Here is a 17,998-nt window from a genome sequence, read left to right as displayed (position 1 = left end):
CTAGCCTGGCCTAAAACTGTTGCCCAAACCTGAACTGAAACATCTGTAAATTATCTTCATCTTTAGCGTTTAGTGGCTTGGCAATACTGACCTGGAGCGGCCCCATGGGTGAGATCCACATTACGGACAAACCTGCAGAGTAGCGCATCAAATCGGTAAATCCTTGCTCTATGATATTGCCATTAGCATCGTGCTTTGCTTTAAAATTATCGAAAACCGTTCCCGCATCGATAAATGCGCCCAAGCGAACAGAGCGGTCATCTTTCATAAAAGGTGCGGGAAACAACAACTCAAGATTAGCCACGACACGTTTGCTGGCACCCAGTGCGAAAGTTCTGTTATTGGACGTCCCATTACTATTTGGAACTTCCTCTCTTGGACCCAGAGAGTTCAAGTCAAAGCCGCGTATGGAATTGTTTCCGCCTGCAAAAAAGTTTTTGAAAAAGGGAAGCGGCTTGCCTGCATAACCGTCACCAACGCCAAATTCGGTATTCAGCAATAACGTAAATGTATTGGTGAGCGGAAAATAGGTTTGCTGGTTATAGCTGGCTTTATAATAATTCAGATCAGCCCCAGGTATGCTGACTTCACCAAACAAGCGATGCGTGGTACCTGAAGTGGTATAAATTGCACTGTCTCGTCTATCTCGCGCCCAGCTTACTGTGAACGGCAGGTTGTATGTTGTTTCACCAAAGTCTTCAACAAACTTTACAGTACGTGGCAAGCTATCTGAAAAGGTGCCAATTTGCGTTTGCTCAGCGCCTGCACTAAATGACACAATATCATTCTCGGCAATAGGAATACCAAAACGCACGATAGCGCCAGAGGTTGTTGTTCTGAAGGCATTAACTCTCGATAAACGCGATGTATTTAAATTTCGTCTGAACACATCGAAACCCAGGCTTACTCCATCCACAGTAAAGTAGGGATTAGTGAAAGAGGCGGAAAAAACGCGATTAATACGACCGGTGTTGACTTGCAGGCTAAAAAAGTTTCCGGTGCCAAAAATATTGTTTTGCGAGACTGAACCGTTGAGTATCAGTCCTTCACGATCCGAGAAACCTGCGCCAAACATAATTGCGCCGGTCGGTTTTTCTTCAACATGAATATTGACATCGACTTGATCGGGCGCATCCGGCACAGGTGGTGTTTCTACATTGACACTGTTAAAAAAGAACAACCGGTCAACCCGTTGCCTGGAAAGATTGATTTTCGAAGTGGAATGCCATCCGCCTTCCATCTGACGAAATTCGCGACGAATAACTTCATCTTTTGTGCGGTCGTTGCCGGTAATATTGATACGGCGTATATAGACACGTCGCCCCGGATCGACAAAGAACGTAAAAGCCACCTGCTGATTTTCATGATCCAGTTCGGGGGCTGCATTAATGTTCGCAAACGCATAACCGTCATCACCTAAGCGATCGGAAATCAATTTGACCGATTCGGTTAATTTCTCGCGTGCAAAAACATCGCCGGGATGTAGCAGGATCAAATTTTTCAATTCTTCTTCGGGTACGAGTAACTCACCCGCCAATTTGATATCGGAAACAGTGTACTGTTCCCCCTCGGATACGTTGACGGTGATGTAGATATCCTTCATGTCCGGGGTAATCGATACCTGTGTGGAATCAATGCTGAATTCCAGATAGCCGCGATCAAGATAGTAGGATCGGAGTGTTTCCAGATCCGCAGATAGTTTTTGCTTGGAATACTGATCGTTTTTGGTAAACCAGGTTAATAAACCGGGCGTTCTCAACACAAACAGGCCGCGCAATATCTTGTCATCAAACGCTGCATTACCGACAAAATTGATTTGTTTAATCCGCGCCGTACGACCTTCTTCAATATCGAAATTAATGCTGACGCGATTGCGCTCAAGCGGTGTTGTGGTTGTCGTTATCTTGACTGCATACTTGCCCGTACTGATATACTGCCGTTTCAGTTCCTGTTCTGCACGATCCAGCAGGGAACGACTGAAAATCCGGGATTCCGATAGTCCCGCTTGTTTCAGGCCTTCCTTGAGCTTGTCTTTTTCAAATGCCTTGGAGCCATTAATGTTAATCTGAGCGATTGCTGGCCGTTCTTCAACCTGTACAATCAATACACCGTTTTCGGTTTTTAATTTGACATCCTTAAAGAATCCAGTGGCGTACAGTGCTTTGATCGCGGCGGTTGCTTTTGTTTCATCTATGGTATCGCCGACCTTAAGCGGCAGATAACTGAAAACTGTTCCGGCCTCGGTACGTTGTATGCCTTCGACACGTATATCCAAAACGACAAAAGATTGACTGGCCCACGCAGAAAAAGCACATAAAAAGCCGACCAGCGCGACAAAATACTTGTATTTCATTATCTAACCAGTTGCCAACCGATTAATGTCGTTATAGATCGCAAAGGTCATTAGTGTAAACAGCATCAATAAACCTATCTTCTGCCCAATAATCATGATTCTCTCGGAGACTGGCGAGCCTTTGATCATCTCGATGACATAATACATTAAGTGCCCCCCATCCAGAATGGGGATAGGCAACAGATTTAAAACGCCCAGACTGACACTGATCAGGGCCAGAAATGCAAGATAGGAGACCAATCCCATTTGTGCAGATTGCCCAGCATAATCGGCGATGGAGATCGGACCGCTCACATTTTTCCAGGAAACGTCGCCGGTGATCATTTTAGAGAGCATGCTCAAGGTTAAAACAGTTGTTTCCCAAGTTTTATTCAGCGCTATTATGACTGCTTCTCCAGCTGGATAAGTGACAACGACACGCATTGCTTCAAACAGGGATTGGTCAATTTCGGGCATAATGCCGATCCGGCCGACCTTCTGGCCATTTTCGGTCACTGCTTCAGGGACAATATTCAGGGTTATGATTTGATCATTACGCAGAATATCCAGAGTCAGAGGGCGTCCAGGATTTGTCTGTACTTCCGGCACAAATTCTATCCAGCTGTAGATGTCCTTGTCATTTACAGCCAGAATCTCGTCTCCTGCACGCAAGCCGGCGCGCTCACCCGCGCCGCCCGACATGACTTCCGCGATTATGGGTTTGATTTCGGGTTGATAGACATTAAATCCGATCTTGCCAAGCACATTTCCTTCCATTTCATCCGGGTGAATGCCGCTGAGATCAAGTTGGCGCCAATTTCTCACACCGTTCTGATTAATTGTCTCAACGGAAACGGCGGAGGAACGATCAACCGCGTAACGCAATAATGTCCAACGTGCATCCTGCCAGCTTTCAACCGATTCATTTTCAATACTGACGATAGTTTCACCCGCTTCAAATTGTGCATTGGCCACCGGGGTATCCGGTACAATCGGCCCTAACGTGGGTTTTATACCGTCGACGCCCAGAATAAACATGAGCCAGTACATAACGATTGCCAACAGGAAATTGGCAAGCGGTCCCGCAGCTACAATCGCGAAACGACGTCCAACCGGTTGGCGATTAAAAGCGCGCGAAAGTTCTTCTTTTGCAACCCTGCCTTCGTTTTCATCGAGCATCTTGACATAGCCGCCCAATGGAATGGCCGCAACAACCCATTCAGTCTGATCTTTACCTAATCGTTTTCTAAAAACAGGTTGACCAAAACCTACAGAAAACCGCAGAACTTTAACGCCGTTCCAGCGGGCTACAAGATAATGACCAAACTCATGGAAGGTGATCAGTATACCTAGCGCAACGATAAAGGATATGATTGTGAAAAATATTGACATGTTGGATCAGTATATAAGATTGTTATTGAGTACTGCCGCTTTAATCCCGTACAGTCCATTTGTAAAGTCTATCATCATGCAAAATCCGCTGCTTGATGTGCCCGCATTTTCTTTCACATTCCTTAGTTTTTGAATTAACGCTATCTTACCATTAGAAAAATTCAAACAGCATAGAAAATGTATATTGATTATTTGAATGTGCTCAGCCAGTCATGCGCTGCATTACGGGCCATGCTATCAGCCTTAAGTACATCGCTTAGCGAGTGTATCGTTTCTTGCTTCAACGTTTTCATGACATGTTCAATCATAACCGGAATTGCGGTAAACGGCATTTTTTCCTCAAGAAAAGATGCAACAGCAATTTCATTGGCTGCATTCAGTATTGCAGGCATGTTGTCGCCCATATCTAGCGCTTCATAGGCGAGTCTCAGGCAGGGAAAGCGAGTAAAATCAGGTTGGTCGAAATCCAGATGCGCCACTTCGAACATATTCAGTGATGCTACGCCGCTTTCAATTCTTTCAGGATAACCCATGGCATGGGCTATCGGTGTTCGCATATCCGGGTTTCCAAGCTGCGCCAGTACGGAACCATCAATATATTCAACCATGGAGTGAATAACACTTTGCGGATGAATAACCACTTGTATGTTTTCAGGTGCCGCATTAAATAACCAGTGTGCTTCGATAACTTCGAGTCCTTTATTCATCATGGTTGCTGAATCAACAGAGATTTTACGCCCCATATCCCAGTTCGGATGTGCACATGCCTGTTCCGGTGTAACATGCGCCAACGAATCCAGCGAAGCATTTCTGAAAGGGCCGCCCGAGGCGGTCAACAGGATACGCCGGATACCTTTTTCCTGAAGGCTTCCGTCAAAGTCATGCGGTAACGATTGGTGTATCGCATTATGTTCGCTGTCAATGGGCAGCAGGGTGGCACCATGTGTTTTGACCATATCCATGAAAATCCGGCCTGCCATAACCAACGTCTCTTTATTGGCAAGCAAAACCAGTTTGCCTGCTTTTGCGGCCGCAAACGTCGGTCGAATTCCGGCTGCGCCGACAATAGCGGCCATGACAACATCAACTTCCGGAAGTGATGCGACTCTTTCCAGTGATTCCACGCCGGACAATACAGTGGTATCCAGGTTACTCTGATTAATTGCGTGTTCCAATCGCTCTGCTTGCACTGGGTCCAGCATTACAGCATAGTGAGGCCGGAAATGTCGGCATTGTTCAAGCATTTTTTCGACGTTGTTGTTGGCGGTGAGCGCCAGGACCTTGAACAGATCGGGATGACGATTAACAACATCGAGCGTACTTTCACCGATACTGCCAGTCGAACCCAGTATTGTTAAAAAGCGAATTTTATTCATAATTGTGAAGGGTTAAAAGCCAGTAATGCCAGAATAGCCATGGGCAGGGAAGGTGTTAAGGCATCAATTCGGTCTAAAATGCCACCATGTCCCGGAAGAATTTTACCGCTGTCCTTAACACCAGCTTGACGTTTTATCAGGGATTCAAACAAGTCGCCAATAATGCCGAGTATAGCCAGTACAATCAGCAATGGTACTAGCAACATCGGATAAGCACCATCGGCAAATGCAAAAACCCATACAAGTCCATAAACGATAACAGCCAGCATGGCACCGGCAACGCCTTCCCAGGTTTTTCCCGGGCTGATGTGATAGGCAAGCTTGTTTTTACCAAAAGCGCGGCCAGTAAAATATGCTGCGGTATCAGAAATCCAGATTGTCCCCATAAAGCCCAGTAAAAGCAGCGGGCTTATTGCGCGTAACTGATACAGAGCAAGTGCGGTCGGCAGCAACACCAACCAGCCTATCAGCATTAAAACAAAAGTGCTGTTGATTGTATGGGTTTGTTTCAATAAAAAAGGGACATAGCCAATCCAGAAAATGGCCGAGAGCACATAAATCCAGATCAGCGCTGGTGTAAAAGCATCGATTTCAACGGCTTCACTTAACTGAAACAATAATTCTCCACCCAGTAATGTTGTCAGGATCATGAAAATAACAGTATTTCTAACTGAGAATCGGGATAAATGACACCATTCACGTGAACCGATAACCGTTAAAACCAATAATAGGGTGGCCCAGAAAATATCTTGCAAATAGAACAAAGCAGATAAAAAAAGAGGTAATACAATAATTGCAGTCAATATACGGGCTTTTAACATAAATATCTTTCAGTGCAGCAAAGTTTACATTGATGGTGAATGGAAGTCGTTATTGTTGAATTTGCTCGCTGGTTTGGCCAAAACGCCGCTCTCGTTGCTGGTACGACTGAATCGCTAAATCAAATTCGCTTTCATCAAAATCCGGCCAGAGTGTATCGGTAAAGTATAATTCTGTATAAGCAAGCTGCCATAATAAAAAATTGCTGATGCGACATTCGCCACCTGTGCGTATAAATAAATCGGGTTCGGGTGCATAATTCATGGATAGATACTGAGCAAGACTTTCTTCTTCAAAATGTTTAGGTAAATCAGTTGATTTATCCATCATCTGACGCATGGCCTGCGTAATGTCCCATCGCCCGCCGTAATTGGCCGCTATTGTCAATGTTAGCCTGGAGTTGTTAGCGGTGAGTTGTTCACCTTTTTGTATAAATTGAATAATCTTAGATTCAAACTTTGAAATATCGCCGATGACTTTAAAGCGAATACCGTTTTCATGCAGTTTTGAAATTTCCTGTTCTAAGGCGCCAACAAACAATTGCATCAGGAAAGATACTTCATCGGCTGGACGTCGCCAATTTTCGCTACTGAAAGCAAACAGTGTTAGATACTCTACACCATGTTCCGAACAGGATTTAATAACATTTCTAACTGTTTCAACACCTTGTTTATGTCCAGCCATGCGTGGCAAATATCGCTTTCTTGCCCAACGTCCATTGCCGTCCATGATAATGGCGATATGTTTAGGTATGGGTCCTGTTTCAGGTATTTCTCGCGTGGAGCTTGTACCATGAGACATATCAAATGGCCATTAATTCGGCTTCTTTGGTTTGCAGAATCTTATCGATTTCGGTGATATAACGATCCGTTATTTTTTGGATTTCATCCTGGCCGCGACGCTCTTCATCCTCCGAGATATCTTTGGATTTCAATAATTCCTTTAACTGAGAATTGGCGTCGCGACGAATGTTTCGCATTGCTACGCGCACATTTTCCGCTTCATGTTTGACTACTTTGGTCAATTCTTTCCGGCGTTCTTCCGTTAAAGGCGGCATCGGAACACGGATTGTTTCACCGACTGACATAGGGTTAAGTCCAAGATCAGATTCACGAATGGCTTTTTCCACCGCGCCGGCCATCTTTTTTTCCCATGGAATGACACCAATTGTTCGCGAGTCGATCAAATTAACATTGGCCACCTGATTAATCGGTGTTGGCGTGCCATAATAATCAACCGTAACATGATCAAGCAAGCCGGTATGCGCCCGTCCGCTTCTTACTTTGCTCAAATCCGTTTTTAGCGCTTCCAGACTTTTTTGCATTTTTTGTTCAGCAGTTTTTTTTACATCGGCAATCATAATAATTTTCCCATAAGTTGCGTTATCGACAGCAGTTCAATAACGCACGAGAATAACAAACAGGAACTTAATAACCTAGACCATTACAAAAGTTCCTTCATCTTCTCCCATAATAATACGCTTGAGTGCCCCCGGCTTGAAGATACTGAACACATTGAGGGGTAAATTCTGGTCTCTGCATAAAGTCAGTGCTGTTGCATCCATAACCCGCAAATTCTTGACAATGGCTTCATCAAAAGTCAGCTTCTGAAAACGTGTTGCCTGCGGATCAATTTTGGGATCACTTGAATAAATGCCATCCACTTTAGTCGCTTTTAGCATGATGTCGACATTCATTTCCATGCCGCGTAATGCTGCGGCTGTGTCAGTTGTAAAGAATGGATTTCCTGTTCCAGCAGCGAAAATGACAACCCAGCCTTCTTTCAAATAACGAATTGCCTTGCCTCGAATATAAGGCTCGACAACTTGATCGATGCGTAAAGCTGATTGAATACGGGGAACAAGACCTGCTTGCTTCATCGCATCGTGCAATGCCAATGCATTCATAACAGTAGCCAGCATACCCATATAATCGGCCGTGACACGTTCAATGCCGTCATTGGTAGATTTCATGCCGCGAAAAATATTTCCGCCGCCAACAACTATCGCAATTTCTACGCCGAGCTTATTGATTTCTTTGATTTCAGCAACAATCCGCCCAATCACTGTCTGATTAATGCCATAGCTATCTTCGCCCATTAGTGCTTCTCCAGAAAGCTTGAGCAAAATACGCTGATATCGAGTTGTCATGGGCGGTGTTGTTTAATAGTAAAGAGTGATATCAAAGCTTATTTTGCCTGTCCCATCTGTGCTTTGACTTCTTCTGCAAAGTTCTCTGTTTTCTTTTGGATACCTTCACCCACAACAAACAGGGTAAAATCATTTACCGATGCTGATTTTTTTGTCAATAGCTTTTCAACTGTCTGATCAGGATCTTTGACAAAAGGCTGCCCCAGCAGGGTTACTTCTGCAAGATATTTGATAATGCGGCCTTCGACCATTTTTTCAATAATATTGGCTGGTTTACCACTTTCAGCAGCCTGTGCTGAAAAAATCTGACGTTCGTGTTCCAATACATCAGGGGAAACCTGTTCTTTGGAAACACACATCGGTTTGCTTGCCGCAATATGCATTGCCAAGTCCTTGCCTAAGGTTTCATTTCCACCTTGATAATCGACCATGACACCAATTTTGGTTCCATGTAAATAGGTAGCCAGCTGATCTCTGGTTGAATGATATGCGCATCGACGAATACTGATATTCTCGCCAAGTTTCATGACAAGCGCTTTGCGAGCGGTCTCGACTGTATCTTCGCCAGACAACGTCGTTTCACTCAACACTTGAACATCCGTAATATTTTTTGTGGCCACCAATTCTGCCAAATGATTGGCAAATTGGATAATGTCCTCGTTTCTAGCAACGAAATCCGTTTCGCAGTTGACTTCAACCAATGCACCGGTATTGCCATTGGCAGCAATAAAAGAGCCAATTACACCTTCCGCAGCAATGCGTCCTGCAGCCTTGCTTGCTTTAGCGCCGCTTTTAATTCTGAGCAGATCTTCTGCTGCCTTCATATCTCCGTTAGTTTCCGTTAAAGCTTTTTTGCATTCCATCATGCCAAGCCCCGTTAACTCACGTAATTCCTTTACCATGCTTGCGGAAATCGCAGCCATATTCAATTTACTCCAGATACTTTATTTAAACAAACTTATGAATCCAATCTTATTAGCTCTCACCGGCGCACTTCGTGTTTTTCTATCAGTGTTTTCTGATCAGGAAAACTAAACTGAAGCGTTTAATCAGCAAGAACTGGCTTATTGAAAACGTTAATGACTTATTAATTAAAATTTAGATGTTTGGTAATAAGCCCGGATTTTTATTCATCCACTTCTTCAGCATTCATTTCAACGATTTCCTGAATCGCCTGATTGCGCCCTTCCAGAATAGCATCTGCGACGCCACGTGCATACAAGCGTATTGCCCGGCTCGAATCATCATTGCCTGGAATGATGTAATGAAGGCCTTCAGGATTATGATTGGTATCTACCACACCTACAACCGGGATACCTAATTTTCTGGCTTCGGTAACGGCGCCTTTCTGGTAACCTACGTCCACTACAAATAATGCGTCTGGCAAACTTTTCATTTCCTTGATACCGCCAAGACTGGCGTTCAGCTTGTCCAACTCGCGTTGCATATCAAGCGCTTCTTTTTTGATCATTTTTTCCAGCACTCCGTCTTGCACCATCGCTTCCATATCATGCAGACGTTTTATAGACTGTTTGATCGTTTTGAAATTGGTCAGCATGCCGCCCAACCAACGTTGATCAACATAAGGAGCGCCGCATCGCGTTGCTTCTTCCCGTATGATATCGCGGGCTTGACGTTTGGTTCCAACAAACAAAATAACGCCTTTATTCGCTGATAACTGACGCACATAGCTCATGGATTCTTCGTACATCTCCATTGTGCGTTCCAAATTGATAATATGGATTTTATTGCGATGGCCAAAGATATATGGCGCCATCTTGGGGTTCCAGAAGCGCGTTTGATGGCCAAAATGAACACCTGCTTCCAGCATTTGCCGCATTGTTACTGACATAAATTCTCCTCAAAGGGTTGAACCGCCATTCACCTAGTGACTTCGCGGCATCGGCTGCGAAGCACCCTTTTAATATACGCGTGAATGTGTGAAATAAAAAAACAAGTGATAGGAATTGCTTGCAGCAATTTGCTCGTTTATTTAAACAATCAAGCAAAATCTATCAACCATGCATTATAGCATTTTCCGACGGCCACTCAAGCTGGACAGTGACAAAGTCAACTTCTTCTGCAATTTCAAACAGTATTCGCAGAGAGTTAATTTAGGGCGTCTCTAAAAATCTGTATTTTGTAATAATACTTCTTTGTTCACAACAGATATCCCTTACATATCAATTATATGTTGTGTCGGCGTTTTTTGTTCTTGCTGTATCTTGTTAAGGCGCGATTTTACTGTGCATGAAGTATTATAGTTTGTTCCCACGGGTTCATTTTCTGCTAGAAGTCAACTTGAAGGGGTAAAATAATGGTAGCTTGTGCGATTGGATAAACAAGGCCAATGGTTCAATGGTTGTTTATTAATGCGATTCTTCAGATTGTTTTGTGCCAATATAGGTGGTAACTCTGAGTAGAATCGCAGTTCATTTCCGTTACCACTCATAGCATGTCAATGCGTTTTTTTTTTGACTATCTGCCAAGATGACGCGTTCTTACAAATGCAAACAATCCCAACCCCAATAGAAACAGTGTGCTGGGTTCAGGCACTACATTCATATCGGAATCATAGGATATGATTTGACCGGCTTCCAAATGAAGTTCGGCAATCTGTGTTAAAGAAAATGAGCTGTCGGTGCCCGGTGCTGAGACTGACGCAAGATTACTGGCAAAAGCACCCGGTCCAAAATATGTAGCGGAGGCGAGATGAACCGCGCCGACAGTGTCAAATGCGCCATTTGATGTGTTGAAATAATAGTCAAACTGAGCCGAGTTAAGTGCGTTACCGCCTAATCCTAATGTGCCGCCAACACTTGCAAGTAAGGTGCCGTTTGGCGAAGTCAGCTGATAATCAACATCAGTCAAAGTGATTCTCAGGTCTATTGCGGAAGATGAAGTAATTAAAACATTATTTAAATCCAGGCCGGCCACTAGATGTGAATTGGGTCCAAGTGGCTTGCTGGTTCCAACGGATACAAAAATATTTCCATTCGCGGTAGCGATGGTTGAATTTAGCAAGCCGAGCGTCGCCGACCCATCACTCGCGCCGTTATCGGTAATGCTGTATGTTCCACCATTAGTCAGGTCCTCAACTTTCAATTGCATGGTCGCGACTGCATGGCTTGTGCCTACATATAAAAAAGATATTAAAATTGATGCTGTTAAAACCTTAGACGAACATACGAATAAATTTTTCATTATTTTTCTCCTGTAAAAAAATTCAAACTATGTCGGCATTATGAGGATTGTTTTTTTAAGCAAATACTGGACATTGGTACACGCAGCCAGAAGGGGTTGTGCTTTTTACGCATTCCAATAAAGAAACGCCGCGTTTTTACCTGTGCCAATTTATGCAGCGTTTCAAGAGTGAGTTAATCCATTTTTTTGTGACGATCAACATAGAACTACTGATAGATCGCATTTTTATGAAAAAGCCATCCATTCACATGAATTTCTTCAGGATCGTGGTGCGTCCAGTGAATGACGCCGCCTTTATCATTCCATTCGTACTCACCAAAGAATTCAATCGAATCATTTATTTCTAAGGTATCAATTCTTGGCGCTAAATCTATATTATGTGCGATCAACAGCGTTTGTTTTGATTTCAGCTCGATGATAAACCTCTGGTGGCGGGTGCCGTCAAGCTCATCCGATAAAATGGAAATGACAGTGCCCACCCCAAAAACCTGTACATTACTTTGCGCACTTGCAAAGAGTTGAGCTAGCAATTCATCGCTGCTGGCTTTTGATTCTATGAAATCGGGAATTACTCCTGCTCTTAATAAGCCGCCGAAAACATTGCCAAAAACATAAACTTCTTCATCTTTGGTGCCAATATAGGTATCAGTTTCGGGGTAGTAGCGAACCAGATACGCATATAGCGGAGTAGTTTCGACTCCGGCTGGGCTAAAAAAATCAGGGTACGCGGCTTCAACAAAATTAAACAATTTATTGCTATTGATTAATGAATTTTCTGCGACAGATATTCCTGGAATTAACGTCAGGAATAGTAAAGTAAAGAATTTCATGAGCGATACGCCTTGATAAGGAAAAAAGATGGTACTCATAAGGCTATAACGGCATAAAACTTTGATTTTTAATCAGAATAGATAGAAGATTTATGCTGAATGATGGCAAACCAAAATCAGGCCGCCCTTGCTGTTGAAGGTGCTTCAGTGTGTTTGAGCGCCAATGCGACAGGTGTTATTTTCCAATGCAAAAATGTGAAAATATTTCGCCGAGCAAGTCGTCTGCAGTAAAGCGGCCGGTAATCGATGCCAATGCATCTTGCGCGAGCCGGAGTTCTTCGGCGAGCAATACCCATTCCGATTCATCCTGGGCCTGTTTCCAGGCTGCATTGAGATGAAGCCTTGCGTCTTCCAGCGCTTCCAGGTGGCGCTGTCTGGCCATGAAAAGTCCTTCCCCGCCCTGGCCGGTGTGCCAGCCTGCTGCGTGCAGGATTTGCTCGCGCAGTAGTTCCACGCCCACGCCTGTTTTTGCAGACAGGTAGACTTCAACCGTGTTTTCTTTTGTTTTTGTTTCCGGTTTTTGATCAATCAGGTCTATTTTATTTAACACCGTGATATGCGGTTTGTCGATGGAAAAGGCCTGCAGTAAGTCGCTGTCTTCAACGGCCAGCGGATGGCTGCTATCAATCAGGCGGATGAGGATATCGGCACCCTTGACAGCGGCCTGAGTACGCTCAATGCCTTTTTGCTCGACAATGTCCGCGGTTTCTCTTAACCCTGCAGTATCGATGATATGAACGGGTATGCTCGAGATGGTGATTGTGCGCTGGATGCTGTCGCGCGTGGTACCAGGGATTTCGGTAACAATGGCGACTTCCTCCTCGGCCAGTTGATTGAGCAGACTCGATTTGCCGACATTCGGCTCGCCTACCAGGACGACCTTGATACCTTCTTGCAACAAATTGCCTCGGTGCGCGGATGACAGCACCTGTTCAAGTTGCGCGTTAATTGCGCCGAGCTTTTCCTTGACTTCCTCACCATGCAAACCGTCAATTTCTTCTTCTGGAAAATCCAGCGTTGCCTCGACCAACATTCGAAGCGTGGTTAACGATTCAACCAGTGCAGTGATGGTCGTTGAGAAACTGCCTTGCAGCGAACGCGCCGCACAGCGTGCAGCCTGGCTGGTGCTGGCTTCGATAATGTCGGCAACACTCTCGGCCTGGACGAGATCAAGCTTCTGATTTAGAAATGCGCGTAGCGTGAATTCACCGGGTTGCGCCATCCGTGCACCGCATGCAAGGCACTGGCCGAGCAGCAGACTCATGACTGCCGGGCCGCCATGTCCCTGCAATTCGAGCACATCTTCGCCGGTATAGGAATTGGGCGCGGGGAAATAAAGGGCGATACCCTGGTCGATGATTTGTCCCTGGATATCAAGAAACCGGCTTAACTGCGCATGTCGCGGTTCAGGAAGTCCGCCCAGAATGACCTGAGCGATTGATGCCAGATTTTTACCCGAGATGCGAACAATGCCAACGCTTCCTCGGCCGGGTGGCGTTGCAATTGCAGCAATAGTATCTGTGCGATTCAACATGCCTTTGTATTAATACAGTATTGCTAAACCGCAAAAAAACGATACAGCCAGTGCATGGAGACATTGGCTGTATCGCAATCGAAATTACCTTCGCTTGCCTTTCCTGCTTTTACCCTTTCGGGCAATTTGGTTAGGTTGGGGTTTTGGTTTTTCTGGTGCAGGAGAGGCTCTCTCTTCCTCAGATGTTTCTTCCTTGGTTGCAATTACTTCAGCGTCTTCGATATTGCTTTCTTTGGCTGGCGCATCAGAATGTGCAAGGTGTTTGGTTTCATCAATTGTTTCTTCCAATTCAGTGTTAGAAACATTTTTTCCTTTTCCCTTGCCTTTACTTCTTTTCTCTTCTTCTGCTTCTGCCTTTTTTTCAAGCATGCGTGTAATCTGCCATTGTTGCAGAATGGAAAGAATATTATTGCACAGTGAATACAGCACCAAACCCGAGGGGAAGAAAAAGAAAAATATGCTGAAAGCGATCGGCATAATCTGCATGATTCTCGCCTGAATAGGGTCGGTGGGCTTGGGACTCAGCTTTGACTGGATATACATCGATACACCCATCATCAATGGCAGCACATAGTATGGATCAGGCACAGACATGTCAGTAATCCATAGCGCCAGCGGCGCATAACGCAATTCAACTGCAGCCAGTAATGTCCAGAATAGTGCAATAAATACTGGGATCTGTACAAGTATCGGCAAACACCCACCCAGCGGATTGATTTTTTCCTTTTTATAAAATTCCATCATGGCCTGATGCATGCGCTGACGGTCACTGGCATATTGTTCTCGGATACGTTGCAGCTTAGGCGTGACCACACGCAATTTGGCCATCGAACGGTAACCCGCCGCAGACAGCGGGAAGAATATCAGCTTGACGGTCAGCGTTAACAGGATAATGGCAATACCCCAGTTATCAACATAGGAGTGGTAAAAGGAAAGCAGCCAGAACAAAGGCTTAGCCAATACCGTTAACCAACCGTAATCGACAGTCAGGTCCAGCCCCGGAGACAGTTCGGCAAGCTTATTTTGTTCTTGCGGGCCCGCGTAGAAAGGCATGTCTATGGTTTTGGTTTGACCGGGTTCTATAGCGCCAACGGGTACAATAACGCCTGCGGTATATTGGTTATACGCTAAACGCTTTATAAAATATTCCCGCGGTGTATCCTGTTTGGGCAGCCATGCTGTCAAGAAGTAGTGTTCAAGCATGGCAATCCAGCCATTATCGGCATTGGTTGGATATTCAGCTTTGTTTTTATCCAGGTCGGAAAACTTGACTTTTTGAAACTTCTCTTCATCCGTATAGAGCGCCGGGCCGGTATGAGAATGAACCAGGAATCCCTGGCCAACCGGGTCTTTGGCATCCCGCATCATCTGAAAATACGAAAATGGCATGATTGTGGAATCGCTATGATTCACAATTTCAAATTCCACATCAATGACATATGTGCCACGATGAAAGGTATAGATTTTGGTGACCTGTATGCCATCGACTTCGGGCGCCAGAAGACGGATGCTTATGCTGTCTTCACCCGGACTGAGTTCATATGTATGTTTATTTGAATCGAGCGTAAATCTGGTTTTATGACTGGGCAGACCTTCGCCGATTAATCCCGATTGCGCAATCTGAAAACGGGCCGCTTGATCGAGTAACAACTCGTAAGGCTTTGTTTCGTCTTCTCTTGCGGGATGTTTTAACAATCCAAGCTTTCTGATATCGCCACCAGCCGTATCGATTTCAGCAACAACCAAATCGGTAGTTACCTGAATTTTCTCACCGATTTCAAACAAATTTGGGGTGATCGATGGAGTAACGCCCGCAATTCCAGCGACTGCGCTCGGTTGATTCGCGCCGGCGAGCTCATCGCCAGGCACAGGCAGCGGGTCATGACGTTGATTAGTGCCATTTTCAGATATTACACCGGGCGTTACCTGAGTAACCGGCGGTTGAATTTCTTTTTGCCAAGAATCCCACAATAACAGCAGAGAAGTGGACAAAATAATGATAAGTATAAGTTTTCTTGTTTCCATTTTTATATGGTCAGATTAATTTTATGACGACACTTTATGGTGTGCTGCAATAGATGCAAAACACTCGGCGATTACATTAGTCGGCAGCTATCGTCGATGGCTATATTTTTGATTTAAATAGATACTTCGCGCCTTCAAACAAACCAATGCTTCGCAACACGCAAGCAAAGTGAGAGACTGTCAAGGTACTGGCTCATAACCCCCTTTACACCAGGGATTGCACCGCAAGATACGCCAGATGCTTAACCGCATTCCACGCAAAAAACCATGTTTGGCCAATGCTTCACATGCATATTGTGAACAGGTGGGAGTGAAACGACATGAGGGTGCCATCATGGGGCTAATGCAGTATTGATAAAATCGTATAAAACCAATCATTAATCGTGACATTGTTGTAGTTGATGCATCAATAATCTGACTTCTGCAATAAATTCCGTTGAACGTTCTGCTGTTACAGGGCACTTCAAACGCATAATCCAGTCCATTTCCATTGTATTATTGTTTCTTTGAAACGTTCTAAATGTTTCGCGTAACAACCGTTTTGCCCTGTTGCGTTTAACCGCGGCACGTTCCACTTTTCTGGAGACAATAAGCCCAAGACGAGAAAACGGCAGGCCATTCGGTTTGGCGTAAATTTGAACATAACCGCCGCGTACCTGTCGCCGGAAACGAAAAACCTCGGCGAACGCTTCAGCCTGATGTAGTCGATGGCTTTTGGGCAGGGAGTATATTTTTGCGCTAATGGGAATATTATTGCCCTGTTTTCACTCGGATCGAACACTTGCGCGAGCAGGATTTCGAAAAACCGTCTACGTTGCCGTTGCTGCGAAAACGGTTTTCAACAATCTGCTAGACACTCAGTTTCGCGCGCCCTTTAGCGCGACGTGCACGGATAACAGCCGCACCACTTCGTGTTTTCATACGCACAAGAAAACCATGCGTACGTTTTCTTTTGGTTACAGAAGGCTGATAAGTACGTTTCATTATTTATTCTCTCTTGTATCTAAATTTAGTCAATAAAACCGCATATTACAACCTGTTATATGACCTGATGTCAACTTTTTTTGAACATTGTTTTAATTGGTTTTTGAAATCCGGTTACTATTGAATATTGGGTCAAGTACTTACTGACTCCTTGCAAATTCGGCTGTTGGTAAATTAATGACGTTGTTATCGAATTAAAATTGGGCGCCAGTTCCAACGAGCTCGGCTGAGAAAATCTGATAGCTGAATTTTTTCGGGTCAAGACTATCGAGTGCCTGGTCATCAATCTCGGCATGCGGAAATAAAAAGAAAGGCAGTTTGCCGGATTTGCTGTTGGCCAACTGAATATCCTGTGCATGATTGAACGTAATCCAGTTCATTTCCCAGGCGCCAAAAAATTTCTCCCGTAAACGCGCTATCTTTGGATCGTCCAGTTCCAAGTTTTCCAACTTGGCCACTTTACAGACATCTGCTGGATTAACAGGTACCCAGCCGACGTTATTCAGATAGAATTCAGCGCGGCTATGTTGCGCATGGCTGATATCCGATTGCCTGCCAAGCGATTCATGCAATTCGGATTCCATCATACGGATACCGTATTGAATGCGTGCAGGTATGCCGACCGAACGCGCCAGTCCCACAAACAGTGAGTGTATATCCACGCATTTGCCGCTCAGTTGGCTGTTTTCCAGCATGAATTTGATATCACCCCGGCCACGCCCGCGTGTTGTCGCATCATGCTGAAAGTGATCAATTAACCAATCATAGATGGAACGTGCTTTATCGATTGCTGTATTATTTTCATCATAAACGATGGAATAGGCCACGTCTTTGACAATCCCATTGACCGGTATCAACTGGGTGGGCTCGAGATAAGGCTTTATAGCGCCAGGCACCGCAGTGTTTCCTGTCGTATGATAGTGATTAAGATTAGCGGCATGGTGTGAGGTTTTGATGATACATTGAACGGATGCGGTGCGCTCTCCTTCACCCTGCCATTCCGCCATAAATACTGGAAAATTTTCTTTGCCAACGGTATCAAACTTCGCCTGTGCAGCGTTGCCGGACCAATTGTTTCCCTGGGTAAACTGATAGGCTTGATCAAGAGAACTGGGTAGCGGCAGCCATAAACGCGCCCGTTTTCCTGTTGCAGGAAGATTGACCTGGTATGTCAACCGAAAACTATGCCATTTCTCATAATCCAGCGATTGTTTTTTTGCGAGCACCGGAAATGAAGCCATTGGTATTAAAAGTGCGCCCGACCCCATTATTTTGATAAAATCCCTGCGTTTCATCGTTTCTCTCTAAAAATATATTTTGAATTTGAATAACTGCCAGCTGGCAAATTTTATC

The 17,998-nt window shown here is 44.7% G+C and carries 17 protein-coding genes; all 17 read right to left on the bottom strand.

Annotation, left to right across the window (positions count from 1 at the left end):
• Positions 1-10: 10 nt before the first annotated feature.
• On the bottom strand, positions 11-2,353 hold the full coding sequence (bamA, locus tag MRK00_05450; protein MDR4516820.1) for an outer membrane protein assembly factor BamA: 2,343 nt from the start codon (positions 2,351-2,353) through the stop codon (positions 11-13).
• A 3-nt stretch (positions 2,354-2,356) separates the two neighbouring features.
• On the bottom strand, positions 2,357-3,724 hold the full coding sequence (gene rseP, locus MRK00_05445) for an RIP metalloprotease RseP (protein ID MDR4516819.1): 1,368 nt from the start codon (positions 3,722-3,724) through the stop codon (positions 2,357-2,359).
• Between the two features lie 188 nt (positions 3,725-3,912).
• On the bottom strand, positions 3,913-5,100 hold the full coding sequence (gene ispC / locus MRK00_05440; protein MDR4516818.1) for a 1-deoxy-D-xylulose-5-phosphate reductoisomerase: 1,188 nt from the start codon (positions 5,098-5,100) through the stop codon (positions 3,913-3,915).
• Complete coding sequence (locus MRK00_05435) at positions 5,097-5,921, bottom strand: phosphatidate cytidylyltransferase (GenBank protein MDR4516817.1); 825 nt, start codon at positions 5,919-5,921, stop codon at positions 5,097-5,099. Before MRK00_05435 ends, ispC begins: the two co-directional genes overlap by 4 nt.
• A 49-nt stretch (positions 5,922-5,970) precedes the next feature.
• On the bottom strand, positions 5,971-6,720 hold the full coding sequence (locus tag MRK00_05430; GenBank protein MDR4516816.1) for an isoprenyl transferase: 750 nt from the start codon (positions 6,718-6,720) through the stop codon (positions 5,971-5,973).
• A 1-nt stretch (position 6,721) separates the two neighbouring features.
• Positions 6,722-7,279, bottom strand: coding sequence for a ribosome recycling factor (gene frr, locus MRK00_05425; protein MDR4516815.1), 558 nt, complete (start codon positions 7,277-7,279; stop codon positions 6,722-6,724).
• A 75-nt stretch (positions 7,280-7,354) separates the two neighbouring features.
• Positions 7,355-8,068, bottom strand: coding sequence for a UMP kinase (gene pyrH, locus MRK00_05420; protein ID MDR4516814.1), 714 nt, complete (start codon positions 8,066-8,068; stop codon positions 7,355-7,357).
• Between the two features lie 38 nt (positions 8,069-8,106).
• Positions 8,107-8,991 (bottom strand): translation elongation factor Ts, encoded by an 885-nt coding sequence (gene tsf / locus MRK00_05415; protein MDR4516813.1) that lies wholly within the window; start codon positions 8,989-8,991, stop codon positions 8,107-8,109.
• Between the two features lie 203 nt (positions 8,992-9,194).
• Complete coding sequence (rpsB, locus tag MRK00_05410) at positions 9,195-9,920, bottom strand: 30S ribosomal protein S2 (protein MDR4516812.1); 726 nt, start codon at positions 9,918-9,920, stop codon at positions 9,195-9,197.
• A gap of 626 nt (positions 9,921-10,546) precedes the next feature.
• Positions 10,547-11,272, bottom strand: a complete 726-nt coding sequence (locus MRK00_05405) for a PEP-CTERM sorting domain-containing protein (GenBank protein ID MDR4516811.1) — start codon at positions 11,270-11,272, stop codon at positions 10,547-10,549.
• A gap of 206 nt (positions 11,273-11,478) precedes the next feature.
• Positions 11,479-12,102, bottom strand: a complete 624-nt coding sequence (locus tag MRK00_05400) for a DUF3465 domain-containing protein (protein ID MDR4516810.1) — start codon at positions 12,100-12,102, stop codon at positions 11,479-11,481.
• A 175-nt stretch (positions 12,103-12,277) separates the two neighbouring features.
• Entirely contained in the window at positions 12,278-13,633 is a 1,356-nt protein-coding gene (mnmE, locus tag MRK00_05395) for a tRNA uridine-5-carboxymethylaminomethyl(34) synthesis GTPase MnmE (GenBank protein ID MDR4516809.1), read from the bottom strand.
• Positions 13,634-13,720: 87 nt separating this feature from the next.
• Positions 13,721-15,661 carry a membrane protein insertase YidC gene (gene yidC / locus MRK00_05390; GenBank protein ID MDR4516808.1) on the bottom strand — a complete coding sequence of 647 codons (1,941 nt, stop codon included), beginning with the start codon at positions 15,659-15,661 and terminating at the stop codon, positions 13,721-13,723.
• Between the two features lie 180 nt (positions 15,662-15,841).
• A complete protein-coding gene (gene yidD / locus MRK00_05385; GenBank protein MDR4516807.1) occupies positions 15,842-16,051 on the bottom strand; it encodes a membrane protein insertion efficiency factor YidD in 210 nt (69 codons plus the stop codon).
• Complete coding sequence (gene rnpA / locus MRK00_05380; GenBank protein ID MDR4516806.1) at positions 16,039-16,383, bottom strand: ribonuclease P protein component; 345 nt, start codon at positions 16,381-16,383, stop codon at positions 16,039-16,041. Before rnpA ends, yidD begins: the two co-directional genes overlap by 13 nt.
• A 127-nt stretch (positions 16,384-16,510) precedes the next feature.
• On the bottom strand, positions 16,511-16,645 hold the full coding sequence (gene rpmH, locus MRK00_05375) for a 50S ribosomal protein L34 (GenBank protein MDR4516805.1): 135 nt from the start codon (positions 16,643-16,645) through the stop codon (positions 16,511-16,513).
• A 194-nt stretch (positions 16,646-16,839) separates the two neighbouring features.
• Positions 16,840-17,940: a transglutaminase domain-containing protein gene (locus MRK00_05370; protein ID MDR4516804.1), complete on the bottom strand. Its 1,101-nt coding sequence runs from the start codon at positions 17,938-17,940 to the stop codon at positions 16,840-16,842.
• Positions 17,941-17,998 lie beyond the last annotated feature (58 nt).

This window comes from Nitrosomonas sp. (assembly GCA_031316255.1).
Lineage (GTDB): Bacteria > Pseudomonadota > Gammaproteobacteria > Burkholderiales > Nitrosomonadaceae > Nitrosomonas.
The sequence above is the reverse complement of the archived record's forward strand: the minus strand, read 5'-3'. Positions and strand labels throughout refer to the sequence as shown.